This is a genomic window from Streptococcus pseudopneumoniae (assembly GCF_001072665.1).
Lineage (GTDB): Bacteria > Bacillota > Bacilli > Lactobacillales > Streptococcaceae > Streptococcus > Streptococcus pseudopneumoniae_S.
The window spans coordinates 15,619-39,660 of record NZ_JVJI01000016.1 but is presented as its reverse complement, the minus strand read 5'-3'; the positions used below and the strand labels follow the sequence as shown (position 1 = coordinate 39,660).

General features: G+C 38.1%; 24 protein-coding genes and 1 riboswitch. Of the genes, 3 read left to right on the top strand and 21 right to left on the bottom strand.

What is annotated here, in order from left to right; translation table 11 throughout:
* Nucleotides 1-51 precede the first annotated feature (51 nt).
* A riboswitch (TPP riboswitch) is annotated at nt 52-154 on the bottom strand.
* A gap of 102 nt (nt 155-256) precedes the next feature.
* The 11 genes from polA to ADH52_RS01455 form a co-directional block, all read right to left on the bottom strand.
* Nucleotides 257-2,890, bottom strand: coding sequence for a DNA polymerase I (polA, locus tag ADH52_RS01505; protein ID WP_049509705.1), 2,634 nt, complete (start codon nt 2,888-2,890; stop codon nt 257-259).
* Between the two features lie 118 nt (nt 2,891-3,008).
* Complete coding sequence (locus ADH52_RS11600) at nt 3,009-3,332, bottom strand: SIALI-17 repeat-containing surface protein (protein WP_080976007.1); 324 nt, start codon at nt 3,330-3,332, stop codon at nt 3,009-3,011.
* Between the two features lie 173 nt (nt 3,333-3,505).
* Nucleotides 3,506-3,859, bottom strand: coding sequence for a hypothetical protein (locus ADH52_RS11460; RefSeq protein WP_049487594.1), 354 nt, complete (start codon nt 3,857-3,859; stop codon nt 3,506-3,508).
* A gap of 474 nt (nt 3,860-4,333) precedes the next feature.
* Nucleotides 4,334-5,482 carry an SH3 domain-containing protein gene (locus ADH52_RS01490; protein WP_049509640.1) on the bottom strand — a complete coding sequence of 383 codons (1,149 nt, stop codon included), beginning with the start codon at nt 5,480-5,482 and terminating at the stop codon, nt 4,334-4,336.
* Between the two features lie 88 nt (nt 5,483-5,570).
* Nucleotides 5,571-5,837, bottom strand: coding sequence for a Veg family protein (locus ADH52_RS01485; protein ID WP_001278169.1), 267 nt, complete (start codon nt 5,835-5,837; stop codon nt 5,571-5,573).
* Between the two features lies 1 nt (nt 5,838).
* Nucleotides 5,839-7,191, bottom strand: coding sequence for a replicative DNA helicase (gene dnaB, locus ADH52_RS01480; protein ID WP_004263550.1), 1,353 nt, complete (start codon nt 7,189-7,191; stop codon nt 5,839-5,841).
* A 43-nt stretch (nt 7,192-7,234) separates the two neighbouring features.
* Nucleotides 7,235-7,687: a 50S ribosomal protein L9 gene (rplI, locus tag ADH52_RS01475; RefSeq protein WP_000864213.1), complete on the bottom strand. Its 453-nt coding sequence runs from the start codon at nt 7,685-7,687 to the stop codon at nt 7,235-7,237.
* Nucleotides 7,684-9,657: a DHH family phosphoesterase gene (locus tag ADH52_RS01470; protein WP_049487599.1), complete on the bottom strand. Its 1,974-nt coding sequence runs from the start codon at nt 9,655-9,657 to the stop codon at nt 7,684-7,686. The genes rplI and ADH52_RS01470 overlap by 4 nt, the downstream gene beginning before the upstream one ends.
* Before the next feature lie 135 nt (nt 9,658-9,792).
* Nucleotides 9,793-10,341 (bottom strand): ribosome hibernation-promoting factor, HPF/YfiA family, encoded by a 549-nt coding sequence (hpf, locus tag ADH52_RS01465; protein WP_004255322.1) that lies wholly within the window; start codon nt 10,339-10,341, stop codon nt 9,793-9,795.
* Nucleotides 10,342-10,420: 79 nt separating this feature from the next.
* Nucleotides 10,421-11,083, bottom strand: a complete 663-nt coding sequence (locus ADH52_RS01460) for a ComF family protein (RefSeq protein ID WP_049487601.1) — start codon at nt 11,081-11,083, stop codon at nt 10,421-10,423.
* Nucleotides 11,080-12,378 carry a DEAD/DEAH box helicase gene (locus tag ADH52_RS01455; RefSeq protein WP_049487603.1) on the bottom strand — a complete coding sequence of 433 codons (1,299 nt, stop codon included), beginning with the start codon at nt 12,376-12,378 and terminating at the stop codon, nt 11,080-11,082. Before ADH52_RS01455 ends, ADH52_RS01460 begins: the two co-directional genes overlap by 4 nt.
* A 56-nt stretch (nt 12,379-12,434) precedes the next feature.
* On the opposite strand from ADH52_RS01455, the gene ADH52_RS01450 reads away from it, so the two are divergent.
* The 3 genes from ADH52_RS01450 (at nt 12,435) to cysK (ending at nt 14,552) form a co-directional block, all read left to right on the top strand.
* Nucleotides 12,435-13,070 (top strand): YigZ family protein, encoded by a 636-nt coding sequence (locus ADH52_RS01450; RefSeq protein ID WP_049487605.1) that lies wholly within the window; start codon nt 12,435-12,437, stop codon nt 13,068-13,070.
* 15 nt (nt 13,071-13,085) lie between these two features.
* Nucleotides 13,086-13,529, top strand: coding sequence for a PH domain-containing protein (locus ADH52_RS01445; RefSeq protein WP_049487607.1), 444 nt, complete (start codon nt 13,086-13,088; stop codon nt 13,527-13,529).
* Nucleotides 13,530-13,625: 96 nt separating this feature from the next.
* The gene (gene cysK, locus ADH52_RS01440) at nt 13,626-14,552 is read left to right on the top strand and encodes a cysteine synthase A (RefSeq protein ID WP_049487608.1); all 927 of its coding nucleotides are present in this window, start codon (nt 13,626-13,628) and stop codon (nt 14,550-14,552) included.
* Nucleotides 14,553-14,677: 125 nt separating this feature from the next.
* Here the strand turns inward: cysK and tsf are convergent, their stop codons facing one another.
* The 10 genes from tsf to pgsA all read right to left on the bottom strand — a co-directional run bounded on the left by tsf (nt 14,678) and on the right by pgsA (nt 24,032).
* The gene (gene tsf, locus ADH52_RS01435; RefSeq protein ID WP_033682512.1) at nt 14,678-15,718 is read right to left on the bottom strand and encodes a translation elongation factor Ts; all 1,041 of its coding nucleotides are present in this window, start codon (nt 15,716-15,718) and stop codon (nt 14,678-14,680) included.
* A gap of 77 nt (nt 15,719-15,795) precedes the next feature.
* Nucleotides 15,796-16,575, bottom strand: a complete 780-nt coding sequence (gene rpsB, locus ADH52_RS01430; protein WP_000268469.1) for a 30S ribosomal protein S2 — start codon at nt 16,573-16,575, stop codon at nt 15,796-15,798.
* Nucleotides 16,576-16,930: 355 nt separating this feature from the next.
* Nucleotides 16,931-18,142 (bottom strand): aminoacyltransferase, encoded by a 1,212-nt coding sequence (locus tag ADH52_RS01425; RefSeq protein WP_049487646.1) that lies wholly within the window; start codon nt 18,140-18,142, stop codon nt 16,931-16,933.
* 206 nt (nt 18,143-18,348) lie between these two features.
* The gene (gene pcsB / locus ADH52_RS01420) at nt 18,349-19,587 is read right to left on the bottom strand and encodes a peptidoglycan hydrolase PcsB (RefSeq protein ID WP_004269801.1); all 1,239 of its coding nucleotides are present in this window, start codon (nt 19,585-19,587) and stop codon (nt 18,349-18,351) included.
* A 93-nt stretch (nt 19,588-19,680) separates the two neighbouring features.
* Nucleotides 19,681-20,175, bottom strand: coding sequence for a rod shape-determining protein MreD (gene mreD, locus ADH52_RS01415; protein ID WP_042751844.1), 495 nt, complete (start codon nt 20,173-20,175; stop codon nt 19,681-19,683).
* Complete coding sequence (mreC, locus tag ADH52_RS01410) at nt 20,175-20,993, bottom strand: rod shape-determining protein MreC (RefSeq protein WP_049509635.1); 819 nt, start codon at nt 20,991-20,993, stop codon at nt 20,175-20,177. Before mreC ends, mreD begins: the two co-directional genes overlap by 1 nt.
* 58 nt (nt 20,994-21,051) lie before the next feature.
* On the bottom strand, nt 21,052-21,846 hold the full coding sequence (locus tag ADH52_RS01405) for an energy-coupling factor transporter transmembrane component T family protein (protein ID WP_049509633.1): 795 nt from the start codon (nt 21,844-21,846) through the stop codon (nt 21,052-21,054).
* Entirely contained in the window at nt 21,839-22,678 is an 840-nt protein-coding gene (locus ADH52_RS01400; protein WP_049509631.1) for an energy-coupling factor transporter ATPase, read from the bottom strand. Before ADH52_RS01400 ends, ADH52_RS01405 begins: the two co-directional genes overlap by 8 nt.
* Nucleotides 22,663-23,490: an energy-coupling factor ABC transporter ATP-binding protein gene (locus tag ADH52_RS01395; protein WP_049509629.1), complete on the bottom strand. Its 828-nt coding sequence runs from the start codon at nt 23,488-23,490 to the stop codon at nt 22,663-22,665. Before ADH52_RS01395 ends, ADH52_RS01400 begins: the two co-directional genes overlap by 16 nt.
* Nucleotides 23,487-24,032: a CDP-diacylglycerol--glycerol-3-phosphate 3-phosphatidyltransferase gene (pgsA, locus tag ADH52_RS01390; RefSeq protein WP_049509627.1), complete on the bottom strand. Its 546-nt coding sequence runs from the start codon at nt 24,030-24,032 to the stop codon at nt 23,487-23,489. Before pgsA ends, ADH52_RS01395 begins: the two co-directional genes overlap by 4 nt.
* Nucleotides 24,033-24,042 lie beyond the last annotated feature (10 nt).

Here is a 24,042-nt window from a genome sequence, read left to right as displayed (position 1 = left end):
GTTTTCCTTTGACAAAAAGAAAAACCTTTGCCATATATGGAAAAGGTCAAGATTAGACTAAGTATCGTTCCCTACGCTGGCATTACCCAGATCAGGTGCGGTCGAAGCTTAACGCTTCCTCTCAGACTGTACACAGACTCCCATATATTATATGGACATATGATAGCGCAAAACAAAAAAAATGTCAAGGAAACTGCTTACAGAAAAACATGAAAAAGAGTTTGAAAACAAATGCTTCAAACTCTATATAGCTTTTTTATTTAGCCTCGTACCAGGTTGCACCTTCATTTTCATCTGCGATGAGGGGAACACTGAGTTGGATGGCTTCTTCCATGGTTTGTTTGACCAATTTTTTCACCTCTGCTAGTTCCGATTTAGGAACTTCAAGGACAATTTCATCATGCACTTGTAACAACATCTTAGTCTGATAACCACCCGCAACCAAGGCTTTATCCAGCTGAGTCATAGCAATCTTGAGAATATCTGCCGCAGATCCCTGAATAGGGGAGTTGATAGCAGTTCGCTCTGCAAAACCACGAATGTTAAAGTTACGCGAATTGATATCTGGTAACTCACGACGACGCTTGAAGAGGGTCTCTACATATCCCTTATCACGCGCCTCACGCACCACTTCATCCATGTAGTTTTTAATACCTGGGAAACGTTCAAAGTAGGTATCAATGTAAGCCTTGGCCTCCTTACGGCTAATGCCCAAATTATTAGACAAGCCAAAGTCGGAAATCCCGTAAACCACTCCAAAGTTGACTGCCTTGGCATTGCGACGGTCGTTTGGAGTCACATCCTCAGGACGCTCAATGCCAAAGACCCGCATGGCTGTCGAAGTATGGATATCTGCCCCCTCTTGAAAAGCCTTAATCAAGTGCTCGTCTTTAGAAATATGCGCCAAAACACGCAATTCAATCTGTGAATAGTCGGAGCTGAGAAGTACACTATCCTCCCACTCAGGCACAAAAGCCTTACGAATGAGACGCCCCTGTTCCAAACGCACAGGGATATTTTGCAAGTTTGGATCCACACTAGACAGACGCCCAGTCTGGGTTAAATCCTGCACATAGCGAGTATGAATCTTGCCATCAGCCAAAATCCAGTCCTGCAAACCAATTACATAAGTGGATTGAATCTTAGCAATCTGACGGTAGTCAAGAATTTTCTTAACAATCGGAGCAATAGGAGCCAGGCGCTCCAAGACATCCACCGCAGTCGAGTATCCAGTTTTGGTTTTCTTAGTGCATTCTAGAGGTAGCCCCAATTTTTCAAAGAGAAGTACGCCCAGCTGCTTAGGCGAGTTAATATTAAACTCCTCACCAGCCAGTTCATAAATCTCTTGAGTCAGTTTTTCAATGACAAGCTCATTTTCAGCCTGCATCTCAAGCAAGGTCTCTTTTTTTACCTTAATACCAGCGATTTCCATCTTGGCAAGGACAAAGGCTAGAGGTTGCTCCATATCATAAAGAAGGTCTAACTGCCCATTTTCGCTGAGTTTTTCAAGTAAAATAGGCTTTGTTTCGACCAAAACTGCAATCTTACGAGCCAAATGTTCCAAGAATTTCTCGCGTTCAGGAACGGCTTTTTTGACACCTTTACCATAGAAAGTCTCATCATCAACCAAATAAGTCTGACCATAAAGACTAGCAATAGTCGCAATTTCATTGTCCTCCACAGTCGAAAGGAGGTATTTAGCCAAACGGCTATCAAAAGCAGGCGACTGCAAATCCACACCCAAACGATGCAAGAGAACTTTAGCTTTCTTAAAGTCATAAACTCTCAAAGGTGTTTTTTCTAAAAAGTCCTTGAAAATCGGCTCTTGCAAAAGCTCAAGTTTATCTGTGGCATAGAGCTTATCCCCACAAGACCAGGCAAAACCAACCAAATCGTCCGTATGGTAATTCTCCCCAAAAAGCTCAAAATGGAAGATAGACTCTTCACTAAGCATATCTTGACTGACTTGGTCAACAATAGTAAAGTCCAAGCTCTCAGCCACATCAACTGACGACACATTTAAAGCCTGCTTGAGCTGTTTGAAGCCCATCTCATCGTAGAATTTCCCAAGATTTTCCACATTTGGACCACTATAGACCAAATCCTCCAAACCAATCTCAATCGGCGCCTTGGTATCAATGGTCGCCAGTGTTTTAGACAAAAAGGCCTGTTCCTTATCATTGATAAGATTTTCCTTCATCTTAGAAGCCTTCATCCCATCAATATTTTCATAAATCCCCTCAAGTGAGCCATGCTCCAGCAAGAGCTTGATACCCGTCTTTTCACCGATTTTGGTCACCCCAGGGATATTATCCGACTTATCACCCATGAGCGCCTTGAGATCGATAAACTGAGTCGGTGTGATGCCCATCTTTTCCATAAGATATTCTGGCGTAAAGGCCTCAAACTCAGCCACACCTTTCTTGGAAATCTCAACCACCGTATGCTCATCCGTCAGCTGAATCAAGTCCTTGTCCCCACTGACAATGGTAATATCAAAACCATTTTGCTCAGCTAGTTTATCCAGTGTCCCAATGATGTCATCCGCCTCATACTGAGCTAACTCATAGTGACGAATCCCCATATGATCCAGCAACTCACGAATGAAAGGAAATTGCTCACGAAACTCATCAGGAGTCTTAGCCCGACCACCCTTATAGTCCGCATACATCTCTGTACGGAAGGTCGTCTTTCCTGCATCAAAAGCCACCAAAATATGACTTGGCTCAACCCGCTCCAACAAATGGCTCAACATCAACTGAAAGCCATAAATCGCATTGGTATGCAAACCAGCCGCATTCTTAAAACGGTCCAACTGCTGATAGAGCGCAAAAAACGCCCGAAAAGCAACAGAAGACCCATCAATCAATAATAATTTTTTCTTATCCATACACCCATTATAAAGGAAAGCACCAAAAAATACCATTGGGAAGAGTTCCCTGAGAGAAACTAAGATAAACTAAAAAAGAGAAGGAAGTTACTCCCTCTCTTTCAAACTACGAAATGAATTAGTTTTTACGTTTCACAAATGGAAGGGCACCAAGGAACAATCCAAGGAATCCTAATGATGCAACTGCAGCATTATCTTTACCACCAGTATTTGGAAGTTCTTTTTTATCTTCTGCTTTTGCTGCTGGTGCTTGATAAGTATTATCCTTGTTAGTACCTGCTGTTGTGAGAGTATATTGTGTAACTTCGTTAATTGCTGCTTCTACACTATTAACGCCTCCTGTATATTCTGGAGCATCGGCTACAGTAGGAGGTGTTGTATCATTTACCCCACCATTGAAATCAGATTCATTATCTCCAGAAGGAGAATCACTAGGATTCACACCACCATTAAATTCTGGAGCGTTAGGAGCAGTTGGTACTTCATCTGCTTCCTTAGCAGGTTCAGTAGGTGTTGCATCATCACTTACTCCACCACTGAAGTCTTTCAGTTCTTCATCCTTAGGAACTTCTTTTAATTTTTCGATGTAACCTAAAGTTGCGTTGTAATCGTCAGTTAGTGTAACGATTGCTTACGCTCTTGTAATGATTCATTAACTTCGTCAAATTTAGCTTGAGCTTCATCAACAGAAGCTTTAGCAGAAGCGACAGAACCTTCTAGTTTAGTTACAGCATCTTGTAATTTATCGATAACATCTTGATCAGCTTTATTCGTTTTAGCTGTTTCAAGAGCAACTTTAGCTTTTTCTAAGGTTTCTTTTTGTTTATCTAAGGCAGCATTTTTCTCTTCTACTACCTTAGCTTTTTCAGCATCGGCTTTTAATTTCTCAGCATCATCCGTCAAGTTTTCAATTGTTTCAGTTAAATCTTCTTTAGCTTTTCCGACTTCAGTTTTTGGAGTTTTAACCACAGGTCAGGTGTGGATCCAGTTTCTCCGGATGTGCTAGTAGATGTAGTGCATCAGCTTTTACAACCGACGGTTGAGACACAGCAAAAACCGCACCTAAAACCGTAACACTAGCTAAGCTAGTCAAGATCATTTTTTTATCCATTTTTAAAACGCCCCTTTGTGGAATTATATTTCTCTCTATTATAACTTTTAATATAGATTAACAAAAACAATATATTAAGTTGTTTAAAAAAATATATTTATATCGACTAGAAAAGAATAATGTCAATATAAACATATTTTTAACTTTCTAATATTACTACGGAAACCTAGATAAGCAATAAATTCTTTATTAAAGAATTTATCTCATGAAAATAGTTCGGATCAAACAAGCTACAATAAAAAAATATATAAGAACGCTTCAAGTAAATATTTAAAATAGTGCTAATTACTTTTGAATATAGTTAAAAATGATAATGAATCAAGTTTTTTAGTTTATTTTTCTTTAATCCACTCACCATTATGATTTACAGTATAACCGTCTACTATTGTATTAACAGCTAGCTCACCTGAAGAGTAAGAATAATACCACTTACCAGAGACTTGATACCAGCCCGTTTTCATTGCCCCTGAATCATCTAGATAATACCAATATCCTTTCTCCTGTAACCAGCCTGTCTGCATTTCACCAGATGATTTCAAATAATACCAGGTAGAACCATCTTTCAGCCATCCCGTCGCCTTAGAACCATCTGATTTGAAATAATACCAACTACCATTTATTTTCTTCCAACCCACAGTCAATCCATTATTTGAACCATGATTAGATTTATTTACTGATTGATTTTGTGACGAAGTCACTCCCTCCAACTGAATATAACGTCGACTCCCGCTATAAGAAATATAACTCAACCACTTGTAACCATCCTTTTCTATCACCTGATCATAATGAACACTCTCACCTGGAGAATAATATGCAAGTGGAGTTGCATTCAATAATGGTTGATCTTTAATAGGAGTCTCCACCTTAAAATAATGAGTTCCTTTCATCAAAGATGACGATTGACTGGTCACAACATGATTGCTTGTCGAATCTTTTGAACTGCTTGGGACTTCTTTAGAATTGCTTGATAAATCTTTAAAATGAATAAAACCGGTCATCTTGTTTGCTTTTACAATTCGTTTATTATAATTACCTTTATAATCATAGTTATATTCCTCAATTTCTATATTATCTCCCATCACATTTGAAACCCAAGCAACATGGCCATAACCTCCTGCAGTAGACCAAGCAATAGATCCGATAGCTGGTGTATTATCTACACGATAACCTTCACGACGAGCACGATAACCCCATTCACCAGCATTACCATAAGCTCCTGGAAGCTCAAAACCATTTACTCCACTCAAGCGAAAAGCAGCAAATGAAGTACACTGACGAGAATACATCCTCCACTTATCAATACTCTGACTCCCATTTTTATAATAAGCAGGATAATCATCTCCACGAGCATAAGAACTGTTTGCATGAACACTTTCTCCAGCCGACAACATCAGCCCTACTACTAAAAAAGGAACAACCTTTTTAACTGACTTTCTAATAGAAAACCTTGTCTCTGCTACTTTAAATGGTGAAATTTTCATTCTTCCTCCTTGAAAAATAATATAAATCGAAGATTCCCTTCACTTAAACTATTCGGAGAAAAAAGAAAAAGTGAGAAAATTTCTCACTTTAGTCAAGATAATGAATCAAATTCTTTTCTGTAAGGATATCTGAGTAAGTAAAGGATTCAACGTAAACATTAGCTTGTTTATCTCCTTCAACGTTCCCAAATTCAACGATAAATAGGGATGGATAAACCTCAATTAGCTTACCCAATCTATTTTTTTGGCGCTTACGACCATTCTCCAAAGTCATTTCTACGACTTGTCCCTCATGTGCCTTGATTTCTTCTTTGATTTTTTTCATCTTGGCAACATCTGTAAATGCATCTGACATCTTATGCCTCCCTCTTTGAGATACTTGAAAATTTATTGTATTCTTTTTGGAAAATTAATTCCACCGTTCCACGAGCTCCACTACGGTTTTTCTCGATAATAACTTCTACCTTATTATTCGGTATGCCTTCCTCTTCTTCACCACCACGCTCATAGTAATCGTCGCGATAAAGAAAGGCTACGATATCAGCGTCCTGCTCAATAGACCCAGATTCACGAATATCAGACAAGACCGGTCTCTTATCCTGACGTTGTTCTACACCACGAGAAAGCTGACTTAGAGCGATTACTGGAACCTTCAGTTCCTTAGCTAAAATTTTCAACTGACGTGAAATTTCTGAAACCTCTTGTTGACGATTTTCCCGACCAGTTCCCGTGATAAGCTGCAAATAGTCTATCAAAATCAAACCAAGATTTCCAGTTTCTTGAGCCAGTTTACGAGAACGAGAACGAATCTCTGTAATCCGAATCCCTGGCGTATCATCGATATAGATACTTGCATTAGCTAGATTCCCTTGAGCAATGGTATATTTTTGCCACTCCTCATCAGTCAATTGACCCGTACGGATAGAATGCGATTCCACCAAACCTTCTGCCGCCAACATACGGTCCACTAGACTTTCCGCACCCATTTCGAGTGAAAAAATAGCAACTGTTTTGTCCAACTTAGTCCCAATATTCTGAGCAATATTCAAGGCAAAGGCTGTCTTACCAACCGCCGGACGAGCTGCTAAGATAATCAACTCCTCCTCATGAAGACCAGTCGTCATATGATCCAAATCACGATAACCTGTCGCAATACCTGTAATATCGGTCGTTTGTTGCGAGCGAGCTTCCAGATTTCCAAAGTTGATATTCAACACATCTCGAATGTTCTTAAATCCACTTCGATTAGCATTTTCGCTGACATCAATCAGGCCTTTTTCTGCCTGAGCAATGATTTCATCAGCTGGTTGCGAAGCCTCGTAAGCTTGATTGACAGACTCTGTCAACTTGGAGATTAATCGACGTAGCATGGCCTTCTCTGCAACAATCTTAGCATAATACTCCGCATTAGCAGAAGTTGGCACAGAATTGACAATCTCAACCAGGTAAGACAGGCCACCAATATTCTGTAAATCACCTTGATTATCAAGAATGGTACGAACCGTTGTTGCATCTATAGCATCGCCACGATCGGATAAATCGACCATAGCTTGGAAAATCAAACGATGGGCATACTTAAAAAAGTCCCGAGATTCAATATATTCTCGCACAAAAACAAGCTTACTCTCGTCAATAAAGATAGCCCCTAAAACGGATTGCTCAGCTAAGATATCTTGAGGTTGTACTCGTAACTCTTCTACTTCTGCCATCAGACTTCCCTTCCTTTTACAATCTTGTCAAGAAAGTGTAAATTTACCCTTCTTTCACACGAAGATTGATTACACTTGTAATATCTTGATAGATTTTCACTGGTACATCAATCAAACCAACTGCTCGAATCGGAGCTTGTACTTGGATATGACGTTTATCAATCTTAATTCCAAATTGCTTTTGCAATTCTTCTGCAATTTTCTTATTGGTAATGGAACCAAAGGTACGACCATCTGGACCAACTTTTTCAACAAATTCTACAATAGTTTCCTCTGCTTCTAGTTGGGCTTTAATTGCTTTTGCTTCTGCAATCATCTCAGCGTGAGCTTTCTCTTCTGATTTTTGTTTACCACGAAGTTCACCTACAGCTTGAGCAGTTGCTTCTTTTGCTAAATTCTTTTTGATAAGAAAGTTTTGTGCATACCCTGTTGGTACTTCCTTAATTTCGCCTTTTTTACCTTTTCCTTTAACATCTGCTAAAAAGATTACTTTCATTCTTCTTTCTCCTTTTCCTTTATTTCATTTAATACAATTTCTGTCAGTTTTTCACCTGCTTCTGACAAGGTTGAATCCTTAATTTGAGCTGCTGCCAAATTAAAGTGGCCTCCACCTCCCAGCTCTTCCATAATCCGTTGTACATTCAGCTTACTACGACTGCGAGCTGAGATAGAGATAAATCCTTGTGTATTCTTCGCAAGAACAAAACTCGCTTCAATACCTGACATAGCTAACATGGCATCTGCTGCCTTACTAATAACAACTGTATCATAACATTTCGAGTCCTTAGCCTCTGCTATTAGTACATCTGAACCTAATTTACGCCCCTGTAAAATCAGTTCATTGACCTCACGATATTCTTCAAAATCTGTCGCAGCAATTTCTTGGATAGCAATACTATCACTTCCTCTCGTTCTGAGATAGCTAGCAACATCAAATGTCCGACTAGTCACTCGTGAGGTGAAATTTTTAGTATCCAACATCATACCAGCCATTAAAACACTGGCCTGCATACGACTCAAACGATTTTTCTTAGAATTCTGGAACTGAATCAATTCCGTTACCAACTCACTGGCACTACTTGCACCACTTTCGATATAAGTAATAACCGCATTATCTGGAAAATCCTGATCCCTTCTGTGGTGGTCGATGACGATGGTTTGGGTAAATAAATCATAAAAATCTTTTGATAAAGTTAAAGCTGTCTTTGAATGGTCTACAAGAATCAACAAAGAACGATTGGTCACCATCCCCATTGCGTCCTTAACAGACAACAACTTTGTAACTCCTTCTTTTTCTAAGAATGAAACAGCTCGTTCAATATCCGGCGACATTTGTTCTTCGTCATAAATAGCATAACTATTTTCAGTCACATTGCTGGCAAACAAGTGCATACCTACAGCAGAGCCAAGAGCATCCATATCTAGATTTTTGTGACCAACTACAAAAACCTGATCCACACTACGAATCTTATCTGAAATAGCCGTCATCATAGCACGCGTACGAGTCCGTGTACGTTTGATTGAGGCAGCAGACCCACCACCAAAATAAACGGGATTTTTCGTTTCGTCGTTTTCCTTAACAACCACTTGGTCGCCACCACGCACTTCAGCCAAGTTCAAGTTGAGCAATGCAACTTTCCCTATCTCATCATGATTTCCATCACCATAAGAAAATCCCATACTTAAGGTCAAGGGCAACTGTCTCTGTTTCGCCTCTTCTCTGAATGCATCAATAACAGAAAATTTATCATTCATCAAGCCCTCAAGCACCGTGTAGTCCGTAAACAGATAAAAACGATCCATACTTACTCGACGGGAGAACATGGCATGCTTCCCAGCAAATTCTGAAACAAAATTGGCTACAAAACTGTTAATATGACTAATGTCAGACTCCGATGTCGCATCTTCTAAATCGTCATAGTTATCAACGGAAACAATTCCAATAACCGGACGACTCGTCACTAACTCAACAGTCGCTTCGTATTCTCCAGACACATCAAAGAAGTAAAGAACACCAGATATCTTGTCCATATGAACCGAATAGCGAGTCTCACCCAAGGTGGCATAAGAACCTGGATTCCCCACAGACGCCTTTATAATTGTTTGAATTAATGCAACATCAATCTCCCCCACTTCATTAGTCAAAATCAATTCAGCGTAAGGATTGAACCATTCAACTTCACCTGACGATAAGTCTAGTTTAATAACTCCGACAGGCATCTGTTCTAACAAAGTTGTCAAACTATCTTCAGCTTGGTGGTTTACATACTGGATTTGTTCTACTTCACTCTTTGAGTAGTAGTCTCTCTGATGGATGAATAGTAAAATATATGAACCCAAAATAAGTAGCAAAAGAAATAGCGTTACCAGTGTATTCGTTACAAAAACAAGTTGCACAGATAGCACTCCGAACGCCACTATTCCTAATATTAAGGGGAAAATAGGACTTACATAAAATTTTTTCATTCCAAACCTCTTGGCACCCATTATACCATAATAACCACCAAAAAGCGACTTTTTAAAAGTGTAATCAGTAATTCTATCAATTATAAGAAAAAGGAGGTTTACAATTTAGTAAACCTTCCTTTACACATATTGAAATTAAGATTCTTTAACTTCTAACAAGCCAATCTCGCCATCTTCACGACGATAAATCACATTGGTTGTCTGATCTTCAACATCCACATAGATAAAGAAATCATGTCCCAACAAATCCATCTGTAGAATAGCTTCTTCCAAATCCATTGGTTTTAAATCAATTTGTTTTGAACGAACAACTCTTGATTGGACAACATTTGTATCTTCCACCAAAGCATCTGTAAATAATTGACTAGTTGCTACCTTATTTTTATTTTTACGCTCGATTTTTGTTTTATTTTTACGAATCTGACGTTCAATTTTATCGGTTACAAGGTCAATTGAACCATACATATCTTGAGACACATCTTCTGCACGAAGAGTAATTGAGCCAAGCGGAATCGTCACCTCCACTTTAGCCGTTTTTTCACGATACACCTTCAAGTTAACTCGAGCATCCAACTCTTGTTCAGCTTGAAAATACTTTTCGATCTTTTCGAGTTTAGAAACTACATAATCACGAATTGCTTCTGTTACTTCTAGGTTTTCACCACGGATACTATATTTAATCATATGAGTACCTTCTTTCTAAACGTTTTTGTTTTTCTGATTTCATTATAACGCTTTCATTTTGTTTTTGCAAATTTTTTCCTCATCTTACAAGGGAAAATGTTTTTACATCCTCAGCACCAGCTTCTTCCAACAGTTTCTTCATACGATTTATAGTTGTTCCAGTAGTATAGATATCATCTATAAGTAGGATTTTTTTAGGAATAGTGACTCCACTTTTGACAAAGAAGGGAAGTTCTGTTGCCAAGCGTTCTGAACGATTTTTGGAAGAACTAGCTCGCTCTTCTCTCTTCTCTAGTAAGTCTTGAAAAGAGAACCCTGCTGCTTCAACTAAACCTTCAACCTGGTTAAATCCCCTCTCGAGCAATCTTTCCGGACTTAGGGGAATTACAACAAATTGATACTCTTTGTACTTTTTTAACTCCTCACTTAAAACTGAAGCAAAGACTTTTCTTAAAAGGAAGTCTCCATCAAACTTATACCGACTGAAAAAATCCTTCATAGCTTGATTGTAAATAAAAATCGCTCTATGACTGACTTCAACTCCTTCTTTACACCAAAATTGACAATCTTGACACTTTGTTGACAATCCTGTTTTCATACAGTTTGGACAGTTCTCTTCTCCAATCCTATCAAAAGTAGAATCACAATCTAAACAAAGACAGGAGGCATCATTCTTCAGAAGTAAAAGACTACTGAAAGTTAAAACAGCCTTCATAGTCTGCCCACATAATAAACACTTCATAGACCCGCCTCCTTATTCATCTGTTGAATTTCCTTAATTGCCTTTTTGATTGAAGCATTTAACCCGTCATGGAAGAAAAGCAAATCTCCTGTCGGTCTATCCATGCTTCGTCCAACTCGTCCACCAATCTGAATCAAACTAGATTTGGTAAACAGACGATGGTTGGCTTCTACTACAAAAACATCCACACAAGGGAAGGTAACTCCACGCTCCAAGATTGTCGTACTGATAAGTATTGTCAGTTCTCCATCTCGAAAAGCTTGCACCTGCTCTAATCGATCTTCCGTAACTGAAGACACAAAACCAATTTTCTCATGCGAAAATTCCTTCTGTAAGACTTCTTTTAATTGCTCCCCTTTCTTAATTTCTGAAGCAAAAATGAGTAACGGATAACCTGTCTTTCTCTGTTTCTCAATATAAAACTTTAACTTTGGTGACAACCGATTTTTCTCTAAACAGTGATTAAAATCCGATAACCAAACTGGTTTTGGAATAATCAACGGATTTCCATGAAACCGTCTAGGCAAGCTCAATCGTTTTAATTCTCCGATGCGAACCTTCCTATCTAACTCATCGGTAGAAGTCGCCGTTAAAAAGATTCTCAAGCCATTCTCCTTTACACTATTCTTGACAGCATGGTAAAGCGTAGGGTTGTCAACATAAGGAAAAGCATCTACTTCATCCACTATTAGCAAATCAAAAGCTTGATAAAACTTCAATAACTGATGGGTCGTCGCAACAACTAATGGTGTTCGAAAATACGGCTCTGATTCTCCATGTAGGAGGGCTATCTCGCAAGAAAAATCCTTTTGCAGGCGCTTGTACAGCTCCAAACAAACATCTATGCGAGGACTAGCCAAGCATACTGCACCACCCGCATTGATCACTTTAGCTACTACTTGATAAATCATTTCTGTCTTTCCAGCTCCTGTTACCGCATGTACCAAGGTTGGTTCTTGCTTATCTACTGCTTGAATCAATCCCTCTGACACCTTCTCTTGAAAAGGAGTTAATTGGCCACGCCATTTAAGAACATCTTGCTTCGGAAAATCCTCCTGTGGGAAATAGTATAAAGCTTGATCACTCCTAACTCGCTTCATAATTAAGCACTCCCGACAATAATAAGCACCGATAGGTAAATACCATTCTTCTAGAATAGTACTATTACAACGTTGACAGAAAAATTTCCCCTTCTCCTTTCTCATTGCTGGAATGTTCTCTGCCAACTTACGTTCCTCTTCTGTTAATTCATTCTCAGTAAACAACCGACCGAGATAATTTGGATTTACTTTCATACTTCTTTATTCGTAAAAACCTAGCGCTTTAGATAATTTTTTAGTACAATTAAATCATGGAATTTAGAACAATTAAAGAGGACGGTCAAGTCCAAGAAGAAATTAAAAAATCACGCTTTATCTGTCATGCAAAGCGTGTTTATAGCGAAGAAGAGGCTCGGGACTTTATTACTGCCATCAAAAAAGAACACTACAAAGCTACGCATAACTGCTCAGCCTTTATTATTGGGGAACGTAGTGAAATTAAACGGACAAGTGATGATGGTGAACCCAGTGGTACTGCTGGCGTTCCCATGCTTGGGGTACTAGAAAATCACAATCTTACTAATGTCTGTGTAGTAGTGACACGCTACTTTGGAGGCATTAAGCTAGGCGCTGGAGGATTGATTCGTGCTTACGCCGGCAGTGTTGCCTTAGCTGTCAAGGAAATTGGCATCATTGAAATAAAGGAACAAGCTGGCATTGCTATTCAAATGTCTTACGCTCAGTACCAAGAGTACAGTAACTTCCTTAAGGAACATGATCTCATGGAACTTGAGACAAACTTTACAGATCAAGTCAATACGATGATTTATGTTGATAAAGAAGAAAAAGAAAATATTAAAGCTGCACTGGTGGAGTTTTTTAATGGAAAAGTTACTTTAACTGATCAAGGTTTACGTGAAGTTGAAGTTCCTGTAAATTTAGTGTAAACAAAGGAGAAAAATATGGCATTTGGAAAATTCATTCAAGGACTCGCTGGTAACCTTAGCGAGCAAAACAAAGAAACTCTTATCAAAGAATATGGACAATATCTACTAGAAAATGAAGAAATTCAAAGTGGATATAAACTGATTCGTGACTCAATTATATTTACAAATATCCGTATTATCTTTACAGATAAACAAGGTGCTACTGGTCGTAAGATGTCCATTAAATCAATCTTTTTAATGAACATTATTAACGTTGAAATGGAAACTGCAGGAGCAGGTATAGATGATAGTGAAATTACTATTACTTATTTAGAAAATGTCTTTCTAAAAGCACATAATGAGCATTTTAGTGCTCATAAATTTGAATTCCCTAAGAAAACGGATATCGTTCCACTTTACACCTATTTATTAGAATTAGCTTATCACAATCGCTTGAAAATTAATGGCTTAGACCTGTGATATAAAAAAATACTATCACTTCGATAGGATTTCTATATTTTACAAATGGTATAGATAGCGTTATACTAGAAATATCTTATACAAAGAGGTATTCATATGTCTATTTATAACAACATTACTGAATTAATCGGTCAAACTCCGATTGTTAAACTCAACAACATCGTACCAGAAGGGGCTGCGGACGTCTATGTAAAGCTTGAAGCATTCAACCCTGGTTCTTCTGTAAAAGATCGTATTGCTCTTAGCATGATTGAAAAAGCTGAACAAGACGGTATTCTAAAACCTGGTTCTACTATTGTTGAAGCAACAAGTGGAAACACTGGTATTGGACTTTCATGGGTAGGTGCTGCTAAAGGGTATAAAGTCGTCATCGTTATGCCTGAAACTATGAGTGTAGAGCGACGTAAGATTATCCAAGCTTATGGCGCTGAACTCGTCCTAACTCCTGGAAGCGAGGGAATGAAAGGTGCTATTGCTAAGGCTCAAAAAATCGCTGCTGAACGTGATGGTTTCCTTCCTCTTCAATTTGACAATCCAGCTAATCCAGAAGTACACGAAAGAACAACAGGAGCTGAAATACTAGCTGCTTTCGGTAAAGATGGACTAGATGCCTTTGTTGCTGGAGTGGGTACCGGTGGAACGATTTCTGGTGTTTCTCATGCACTCAAATCAGCAAATTCTAACATTCAAGTTTTTGCAGTAGAGGCAGACGAATCTGCTATTCTATCTGGTGAAAAACCTGGACCACACAAAATTCAAGGTATCTCAGCTGGATTTATTCCTGATACACTGGATACAAAGGCTTATGATGGTATCGTTCGTGTAACGTCAGACGATGCTCTAGCACTCGGCCGTGAAATTGGTGGAAACGAAGGTTTCCTTGTAGGGATTTCTTCAGCTGCAGCTATCTACGGAGCAATTGAAGTTGCCAAGAAATTAGGTACAGGTAAGAAAGTCCTTGCTCTAGCACCAGATAACGGCGAACGTTATTTGTCTACAGCACTCTATGAATTTGAAGTGTAGTCTCCTAAATACACTTAGCCCTTATTATAGGGCTTTTTATTTATACCTTAAAAATAGGAACATCTCCCTATAAAGATTGACTGCATAGAAAAAAGGAAGCAATTTAGCTTCCTTCCTTTTTATTATTAGTTATTCAAGGCTGCTGCCATTGTAGCTGCAACTTCAGCTTCGAAGTCGTTTGCAGCTTTTTCGATACCTTCACCAACTTCAAAGCGAGCGAACTCAACTACTGAAGCGTTAACTGATTCAAGATATGCTTCAACTGTCTTGCTGTCATCCATGATGTATACTTGTGCAAGAAGTGTGTAAGCTTGGTCAACTTTAGTGTTGTCAAGCATGAAGCGATCCATTTTACCTGGGATGATTTTGTCCCAGATTTTTTCTGGTTTGCCTTCTGCAGCCAATTCAGCTTTGATGTCAGCTTCAGCTTGGGCAATCACTTCATCAGTCAATTGAGCTTTTGATCCATACTTCAAGTGTGGAAGAGCTGGTTTGTTAACCATTGCACGACTTTCGTTGTCTTGGTCGATAACGTGGTTCAATTGTGCCAACTCATCCTTAACGAATTGCTCATCCAATTCTTTGTAAGAAAGAACTGTTGGTTTCATCGCTGCGATGTGCATTGACAATTGTTTAGCAAGTGCTTCGTCTCCACCTTCAACAACTGAAATAACACCGATACGTCCACCATTATGTTGGTAAGCACCAAAGTGTTGTGCATCTGTTTTTTCAATCAATGCAAAGCGACGGAATGAGATTTTTTCTCCGATAGTTGCTGTTGCAGATACGTATGCAGCTTCAAGAGTTTCACCTGAAGGCATTGTCAAAGCAAGTGCTTCTTCATTATTAGCAGGCTTTCCTTCAGCAATAACTTTAGCTGTAGTATTTACCAATTCAACGAATTGAGCGTTTTTCGCAACGAAGTCAGTTTCAGCGTTTACTTCAATAACTGCTGCAACATTACCGTTAACATAAACACCAGTCAAACCTTCTGCAGCAACACGGTCAGCTTTCTTAGCTGCCTTAGCCATACCTTTTTCACGAAGCAATTCAATCGCTTTTTCGATGTCACCGTCTGTTTCTACAAGCGCTTTTTTAGCGTCCATAACACCGGCACCAGATTTTTCACGCAACTCTTTTACAAGTTTAGCTGTAATTTCTGCCATTTTGATTCTCCTATATTTTTTAAAAATAGGAGAGCCGGGCTAAGCCCCGCCCTCCTAGGTAATACTATTTATATAAATTAAGCGTTGTCGCCTTCTACAACTTCAACGATTTCTTCGATTGAATCTGCTTGAGCTTCTGAAGCTACAAACTCTGCTTCAACTGCTACTGCATCTTCACCTTGACGTCCTTCAATGATAGCGTCAGCCAATTTAGCTGTGATCAATTTAACAGCGCGGATAGCGTCATCGTTAGCTGGGATGATTACATCGATATCATCTGGATCAGTGTTTGTGTCAACCATCGCTACAACTGGGATTCCCAATTTTTTAGCTTCTTTAACAGCGATTTGCTCTTTATGTGGGTCAACTACGTACATCACATCTGGAATACGAGGCATATCTTCGATACCACCCAAGAATTTTTCAAGACGTGCACGTTGTTTGTTAAGAAGTGCAACTTCTTTCTTAGGAAGAACTTCGAAAGTTCCATCTTCTTCCATACGTTTGATTTCTTTCAAACGAGCGATACGTTTTTGGATTGTTCCCCAGTTTGTAAGAGTTCCACCCAACCAACGGTGGTTGATGAAATATTGACCTGAACGTACTGCTTCTTCAGCAACTGCATCAGCTGCTTGTTTCTTAGTACCAACGAACAATACAACGGCATCGTTAGCTGCTGCATCACGCATGAAGTCGTATGCTTGGTCAGCGTATTTTACAGTTTGTTGCAAGTCGATAACGTGGATTCCGTTACGCTCTGTAAAGATGTACTTAGCCATCTTAGGGTTCCAGCGACGAGTTTGGTGACCAAAGTGTACACCAGCCTCAAGAAGTTGTTTCATTGAAATTACTGCCATGAGTATTTCTCCTTTTTGTTTTTTCCTCTTCTTGACTTCAACTCGCAAAACGACCCAAAGGCAACTGTTTCACAATTCATCAAGAATGAGTATTATCGTTCACACGACAAGTTTCATTCTACCATACTTTTTCAATATTTTCAAGCTATTTTAGTAGATTTTTAAAGTAGATAATTTCTGCCAACTTCTCAAAGTAACTTCCACTTGGAAGGCCAAAGTGGAAATTAGTTTGGGAATTTAGCATTAAATTACTAATAAAAACTCTAAATTTAAAGCATCCCAACATATACTGCTGGGATGCTCTAATAGCTAAATTTTTTAAAATTTAATATAGTGGCAAAATCATTAGTTTATTTTATCTACTTCGAAGTTTCTTACGAATTTTATAAGCTAGATTAAACAAAAAATATAATGAACTAGTTGGATAATTAAACTCACCAGCAAATTCCTCGATAGTAGGATTAAACTTGGATTTAAAGTTAATTAACCCACCCTCTAAATTGTTTTCAATTCCACCCATATTATGAGTCTCAGCCCCTCGTTCAAAAGAATGTTGAGCTGTCTCAAACCATGTAGGAATAGCAGGTTGATAGTGTTTAAATTCTTCATTCATTCCAGCATATAAGTTCTCAGAAGTTTTCCCAAATTCGATGGTTAAAGTACCAGACAATGGGACAATACTATCCCCTCTGTCAATATGGTTCTTAAGAAAAGAAATTTCTTCCTTTAATCGTTTTCTCTCTTGCTGATTCTCTTTTATTTTACCTTCTTTCGTTTTATCTGTAAACTTCTGCTCTATTTTTAGATTCTTTTCGAATTGTTGCTCAACTTCTTTCAGTCTATTAGGTAGATCTAAAAAGCTCAGTGTGATAAAGGAGTGATCAGGATAAGTATCCAGTAACTTCTGATAATAATCTTTGCCTCGTAAACTGATATTCTTGCGAGACTCTGTTTTCTTCATTAAAAATGAAAATTCATCTAATAAATCAAGTCCACCAAATTTTACTTCTAATCCTTTATTTCTTGCAGTTCGGATGGCCTGTCTAGTAGACTTAGAAAGTTGATCCAGTGAGAAATTTTCTTTATGAATATTAGCTTGAAAACGTGGTTGTATATTTTCTGCCATATCCTTTGTTAAGCCTGTCCAATAAACTTTATTTTTTTTCAGTTCTTCGACAATTGCTAAAGTCATAGAATTTTGGACAGTTTCTTGGTCAATAAGACCTCTACTGATAAATAAACTTGGGTCAAATTTAACCATTATTGCATGGCTTTTTTTAGCAAGTTTTTTCAACGTTAAAAGAACAAATTTCAGAAGTTCTTTATCTTCATAGTCAATTACTGGACCTCGTGGAATATAAAACATAGAAAGTCCTAATGGTAGCGGCTGAATTAAGATATTTGCTACTCCAACTAATTGATTATCTTTATAAAAGCCAACTCTCTCGTTCCCCCAAGTATCCTTTATCTTGGACCAATCACTACTCTGTAATAAATTTCCTTGAGGATGATTTTCTAAAAATAAATCCCACTCTTTAGCATCAACATTTATTTTATACCTAAACATAACTTCAACACCGACTCCCTTAGAAACCATTTTTTATTAACATGCTACACTCGTACTAAATCTCTACATTTCATTTTACTTTAATTAAATAATTATAAAAATAGAAAATAAGTTCAAGTAATTATATAATGAAATTAATTTTTCCAGCACTATACAAAGGGTGAGATTAATAAGATCTCACCCTTTGTATAGTAATAATCAGTATATTAGTTTGGATAAATGTATCTTACAGTACCTCTTGATGCTGTCGGATTAAACCATCCACGATAATTTCCGATTGGTTGAGTTCCACTTCCATCATAGTTACACTCAGAAACTTGAATACGAGTTGATGATTCAACTGCTGTAACAACTGCTACGTGACCGTATCCTCCATCATCCCAACATGCAATCGCGCCAACTTGTGGTGTAGAACCTGTACGGAAACCTGCAGCTGCTGCACTTGCAGCCCATTGACCGCCATTACCCCAGTAATCACCAGCCCATGGTGCTAAAGTTTTTACTCCCCATGTACATTGACCTACAGGATAGCTTGATGCATTTGTACTGTATGTCGGATGTTGTTTCACTGGTGCAGGAGTATAGCTTGTTGATTCCGCTGAAGCACTACTTGAAGATGATTCAGACGAACTAGATGACGAAGAAGTAGTTGATACTGCTTGAACTTCTGCTGTAAAAGTTGTATTCCCAGAAGCAACGACTTTTTGTTGTTGACTTGCTTGTTTAGCTTTATAAGCTGCTTCTGCTTCTGCAGCTGCTTTAGCTTCTGCTTCTGCTGCAGCTTTTTTCTCAAGTAAACTTGCTTTTTCATCCTCTGCAGTAGCCTTTTCAGCAGCAAGATTCAATTCTGCAGCTTTCAACTCAGCTTGTTTTGTAGTTAATGATTGAGCATCATCAGCTAGTTTTTGCTGATTTGCAATAACTGTATTAATTGCATCATTATTTGCTACTTGTTTTTCAGAAATAGCTTTTTTATCTGCTTTTTGTTGTTCCAACATTTTGTTGTTTGCAGATACGATTTCACTCATTGCAGCAACACGTGAAATAGCTTCTGTAATTGATTTTGAGTTTACAATTGTATTAATGTAATTTGTTGCAGCTCCATTTGTTTGAGCACTACGAGCTTGTTTTTGTAATGAATCATTGCGAGATACAATATTCTTAGAAAGTTCTGTAATTTCACCCTCAAGCTTTTTAGATTCTTCTTGTAGTCTATCATTTTCAGATTGCAAGTTTGATTGCTCTGTTTGAATAGCAGATACTTGCTCCTGAACTTGATCAACTTGTTTTTGGGCTTCTTGTTGTTGTGCTGTTAAGTTGCTAATTTTATTATCTTGAGCAGCAATTTTGTCATCAGTAGTTTCTGCATGCGCAGTTGTTAAAACAGCTGCTTGAGAAACCATTACTGTACTTAGTAAAAGTGACGCTAAGATTTTTTTCTTCATATTTCGTAGATACTCCTTCTTTTAAAGACATTACTAGTATACCAAAAAAAGGCCTAATGAATATTACGCCTTTGTTACATTTTTATTTCTTTCTTATAGGTAAAATTTTTCAAAAATAAACTGAAAAGTAATCATCCATATAAGGTTCAAAATCATTGATGGTACTAAACTATAGACTATAAACAAAGACATACTATCCACAGTTAAACCTACCACTATTGCAAGTATATAAGCTCCCATCTCAAATAGAAAAGTCATGACAATAATTGCCAGCATTCTCGTCCAACGATTCAATAAAATAACACTATTAAATTTATGGAGAAATGCCCCCAACAGGACAAATAACAGAGTCGCAATCCCTATCAAGTGGAAAAAGTAAATGTCATAAACCAAACCCACTACAAAACAATAGGCTAAATAGAGATACTCTGATACTTCAATCGTCTCAAATAAGAGAAACAAAAATAGAAAATGACTAGCTAACTGCACGTGGGGAAATAATGAGCCCAAAAGCTGGCTAATATGGGCATCAATTAGAACAAAGAAAGGAAGCAATAAAAACACTCCAACTCGCTTCAGCTGTCTCATTATGAATTCCCCACTAATTCTATCACACTCACATTATGAGTATCTGCACTCAATTTAACAGTTACTTCTCGTGTCAAATAGTCCGTACTATGCGTTGTAGCAACCACTTCACCAACAGGAATATCAGCAACATTAAAGTTTCCTAATCCACCAGTGGTCACCTTATCTCCTGCACTAATATCGCCACTACTATTTAATTGACTAATTTTGAGAACTTCATTTTCCTTGTCATAGCCAACAATAATCCCATAAATTGTAGTAGAACCATGTTGAATTTTAACAGAAATCTTATCAGCATTTTCCGTATTTGTCAGAAGGTTGACCATAGTAGAGTTGTCCTCCACTTTTGAAACACTCCCAATCAAACCACCATTTGCAATGGCTAACATATTCTCAGAAGCCCCTTTTGATTTGCCTGCATCCAGGGTCAATTCCTGCTTCCAAGATACCGGAGAACGCATAATAACATCTGCTGCCAAAGTCTTTGTGGCTTGCAACTTGGACTTCATATCAAGCAATTGGCGCAGTTGTTCATTTTCGGTCTTTAAACTTTCCGCCTCATTTGATTTAACTTCTAATTGATAAATCTGTTTCTTCAAACTTTCATTTTCATTATATGTTCGTGTCAAATGAGCCAAATCTGATTTGACAGAATCAAACCACTGAAAAGGTTTTTGTACAACTCTATCAACCAATGAGATTCCATCTCCTAATTTTGTCACAATTGTACTTGAATAAGTCGTCGCTAAGAGAGCTGACACAAGCAGAACAATGACAAAAACAATAATGACATATTTTGATTTTTTAAAACGGTTCATATCCCTACCTTTATATCAAAAACTGTTACAGTAACTTTTTATCAATTCCTGAAAGCTACTAAGATTTTAAGAAAAATAAGCAACAACCAAGTCCGAGAATAACAAGAATAGTAAGTGTATCCTTTCGAGTCCATTTCAGTTGTCGGTATTGACTTCTACCTTTTCCACCCTGATAACCACGCGCTTCCATGGCGATAGCCAAGGAATCCGCACGTTTTAAACTTGTCGCAAAAAGAGGAATCAAAATAGGAATCATCGCCTTTACTTTTTGAACAATACTTCCTTCTCCAAAATCCACTCCACGCGCTTTCTGTGCATTCATAATCCGTGTCGTATCATCCATCAATGTTGGGACAAAACGTAGACTCATGGACAGCATCAATCCAATTTCATGAACTGGAACTCTCACACGTTTTAAAGGCGCTAACAAAGCTTCGACAGCTGAGGCCAAACTTAAGGGCATGGTCGTTAAGGTTAACAAAGTTGAAAAGAAAATAATCAATATAAAGCGACAAAAAATAATTCCAGCTTGTTGCAAAGCATAATCCGTGATTCTCACAAACGAAAACTCAAATAAAACATTCCCACTAGAAATGAAAAACAGTTGAAAAATAGTTGTGAAGGCAATCAAGAAAAACATAGATTTCAAGCCCTGAATAAAAAATGAAAGAGATACTCCTGACAAGGCAATAAATATCCCTGTAGCTATAAAAAGAATCAAATTCGTCAAAGGATTATTAGCCCAAAAAACGATCAAAATCAGTAGCATCATAGCCAGTAATTTGCTGCGTGGATCCAACCGGTGAATAATCGAATCCCCTGGGATATAACGCCCCAAAATCATACTATCCATTTAGCGACTCCTTGAACTCCTCTATCTTAATCGGTAATCGTTTAAATGACACGCCTCTATCAGTCAATCGTTTACAAAAGGCTGTAATTTTAGGTACTCCCAACTGCACTTCTTCCATAAAGACAACATCTTGAAAGACATCACTAGGTTTACCAAACTTAACTAAACGTCCCTTTTCCATCACATATACCTGGTTCGCATATTCAGCAACATCATCCATCAAATGTGTTACCAAGACAATAGTCATCCCTGACTGATGGAGTTTTTTGAACAAATTCATCAGCTCTTTTCTTCCCAGGGGATCTAGGCCTGCTGTGGGCTCATCTAAGACTAATATGGCTGGTTCCATGGCAAGTATGCCTGCAATGGCGACACGCCTCATTTGGCCACCTGACAGCTCAAACGGACTACGATTATAAAGTGATTCATCAATTCCAACCAGAGCCAGTTTCTCACGCGCAATCTGCTCCGCATCTTCTTCAGAAACTCCAAAATTTTGCGGTCCAAAAGCAACATCTTTCAAAACCGTTTCTTCAAAGATCTGATTTTCAGCAAACTGAAATACCAAGCCAACCTGTTTTCTAATTTGACGAATATCTTTGTTTTTAGAAGTCGAGGTGATTAAGGTATCAAAAACTCGTACACTTCCTTGACTTGGCACCAATAAACCATTTAAAAGTTGTAAAATAGTCGATTTGCCGCTACCTGTGTGCCCAATTAAAGCCGTATAAGAACCATCTTCAATCGTCAAAGAAACATCTGACAAAGCTGTTGAAGCTAAGGGAGTCCCTTCTTGATACGTAAAACTCACATTTTCTAGAGCAATTCCCATAGCTTATCCTCTAGCTCACTTTCTGTCAAATAATTTTCAGGTAAATCATAGCCATTCTGGCTCAAAGAATGTTTTAATTGATTGGCAAAAGGATCATCTAATCCAATTTGATCTAAATCATTTCGAGAAAAAAGTTCCCTTGGACTACTAGTTGATTCAATTTCCCCTTTTTTCATGACCAATACACGATCACTCATGGCAACTTCTTCCAAATCATGTGTAATGGAAATGACCGTCATATCATAGTCTTTTCGAATTCCTTTTACTGTCTCAATCAGTTCTCTACGTCCCTCAGGATCCAACATACTCGTTGCTTCATCTAGGATTAAAATAGCTGGTCTGAGGGCTACAACACCTGCAATGGCCACACGTTGCTTTTGGCCACCTGACAGACGAGCTGGCTCTCTCTTTTTAAAGTCCAACATGCCAACCAAATCCAGAGCTTCTTCCACTCTTTTTTTCATTTCTTGACGAGAAAGTCCCTGATTTTCCAAACCAAAGGCAACATCATCCTCAACAGTCGCTCCAACAAATTGATTGTCTGGATTTTGAAAAACCATACCGATTTGACGACGTATATTCCAAACATTTTCCTCAGTCAATCGTTGACCATCAATTACAATCTCTCCAGATTCTGCTTCCAGTAAACCATCAATTAAGCGAACCGTCGTTGATTTACCACTACCATTATGCCCTACAATCGAAAGCCATTCTCCACGTTTCACGTGAAACGTAATATCCTTCACATCATAGTATTCCTGACTTTCCTTATAACGAAAAGAAAGATTTTTTACATCAATTATTGATTTCATTTCGAACCAAATGTCCCTTTAAATACATAGGCACTACCCTTGAAATAATCATAGCCAGAGTAGATAGTGAAAAACAAGGCTACATAAAGTAGAACTTGACCAAGCAAAGTCCAATGTAATAGCAAGAAAATAATCGCAAACATCTGGCTGAAAGTTTTAATTTTTCCAGGCATTGCTGCTGCTAAAACCGTTCCACCAGTTTCAACCAATAAAAGCCTTAAACCTGTCACAGCCAACTCACGACAGATAATCACTGCAACAATCCAAGCTGGAGCCATACCTAACTCAATCAGCATAATAAAAGCCGACATTACTAGTAACTTATCCGCCATTGGATCCGAAAACTTCCCAAAGTTGCTAACCACACTCCATTTACGAGCTAAATATCCATCTAAATAGTCGGTAATACTGGCAATAGCAAATATAATAGCTGCTACTATATGACTTTCTAGCGAATTTCCTATCGTTAAAATAAAGATAAAAATAGGTATAAAGAGAATTCGACCTATTGTTAAGAGATTGGGAATTTGTTCTTTTTTCATTCTTTTTTCC

Bases quoted from the DNA above. Each gene is read 5' to 3' on its own strand.
- polA (WP_049509705.1), bottom strand. From the start codon at position 2,890: ATGGATAAGAAAAAATTATTATTGATTGATGGGTCTTCTGTTGCTTTT.
- ADH52_RS01490 (WP_049509640.1), bottom strand. From the start codon at position 5,482: ATGAAAATTTCACCATTTAAAGTAGCAGAGACAAGGTTTTCTATTAGA.
- ADH52_RS01485 (WP_001278169.1), bottom strand. From the start codon at position 5,837: ATGTCAGATGCATTTACAGATGTTGCCAAGATGAAAAAAATCAAAGAA.
- dnaB (WP_004263550.1), bottom strand. From the start codon at position 7,191: ATGGCAGAAGTAGAAGAGTTACGAGTACAACCTCAAGATATCTTAGCT.
- rplI (WP_000864213.1), bottom strand. From the start codon at position 7,687: ATGAAAGTAATCTTTTTAGCAGATGTTAAAGGAAAAGGTAAAAAAGGC.
- ADH52_RS01470 (WP_049487599.1), bottom strand. From the start codon at position 9,657: ATGAAAAAATTTTATGTAAGTCCTATTTTCCCCTTAATATTAGGAATA.
- hpf (WP_004255322.1), bottom strand. From the start codon at position 10,341: ATGATTAAATATAGTATCCGTGGTGAAAACCTAGAAGTAACAGAAGCA.
- ADH52_RS01460 (WP_049487601.1), bottom strand. From the start codon at position 11,083: ATGAAGTGTTTATTATGTGGGCAGACTATGAAGGCTGTTTTAACTTTC.
- ADH52_RS01455 (WP_049487603.1), bottom strand. From the start codon at position 12,378: ATGAAAGTAAATCCAAATTATCTCGGTCGGTTGTTTACTGAGAATGAA.
- ADH52_RS01450 (WP_049487605.1), top strand. From the start codon at position 12,435: ATGGAATTTAGAACAATTAAAGAGGACGGTCAAGTCCAAGAAGAAATT.
- ADH52_RS01445 (WP_049487607.1), top strand. From the start codon at position 13,086: ATGGCATTTGGAAAATTCATTCAAGGACTCGCTGGTAACCTTAGCGAG.
- cysK (WP_049487608.1), top strand. From the start codon at position 13,626: ATGTCTATTTATAACAACATTACTGAATTAATCGGTCAAACTCCGATT.
- tsf (WP_033682512.1), bottom strand. From the start codon at position 15,718: ATGGCAGAAATTACAGCTAAACTTGTAAAAGAGTTGCGTGAAAAATCT.
- rpsB (WP_000268469.1), bottom strand. From the start codon at position 16,575: ATGGCAGTAATTTCAATGAAACAACTTCTTGAGGCTGGTGTACACTTT.
- ADH52_RS01425 (WP_049487646.1), bottom strand. From the start codon at position 18,142: ATGTTTAGGTATAAAATAAATGTTGATGCTAAAGAGTGGGATTTATTT.
- pcsB (WP_004269801.1), bottom strand. From the start codon at position 19,587: ATGAAGAAAAAAATCTTAGCGTCACTTTTACTAAGTACAGTAATGGTT.
- mreD (WP_042751844.1), bottom strand. From the start codon at position 20,175: ATGAGACAGCTGAAGCGAGTTGGAGTGTTTTTATTGCTTCCTTTCTTT.
- mreC (WP_049509635.1), bottom strand. From the start codon at position 20,993: ATGAACCGTTTTAAAAAATCAAAATATGTCATTATTGTTTTTGTCATT.
- ADH52_RS01405 (WP_049509633.1), bottom strand. From the start codon at position 21,846: ATGGATAGTATGATTTTGGGGCGTTATATCCCAGGGGATTCGATTATT.
- ADH52_RS01400 (WP_049509631.1), bottom strand. From the start codon at position 22,678: ATGGGAATTGCTCTAGAAAATGTGAGTTTTACGTATCAAGAAGGGACT.
- ADH52_RS01395 (WP_049509629.1), bottom strand. From the start codon at position 23,490: ATGAAATCAATAATTGATGTAAAAAATCTTTCTTTTCGTTATAAGGAA.
- pgsA (WP_049509627.1), bottom strand. From the start codon at position 24,032: ATGAAAAAAGAACAAATTCCCAATCTCTTAACAATAGGTCGAATTCTC.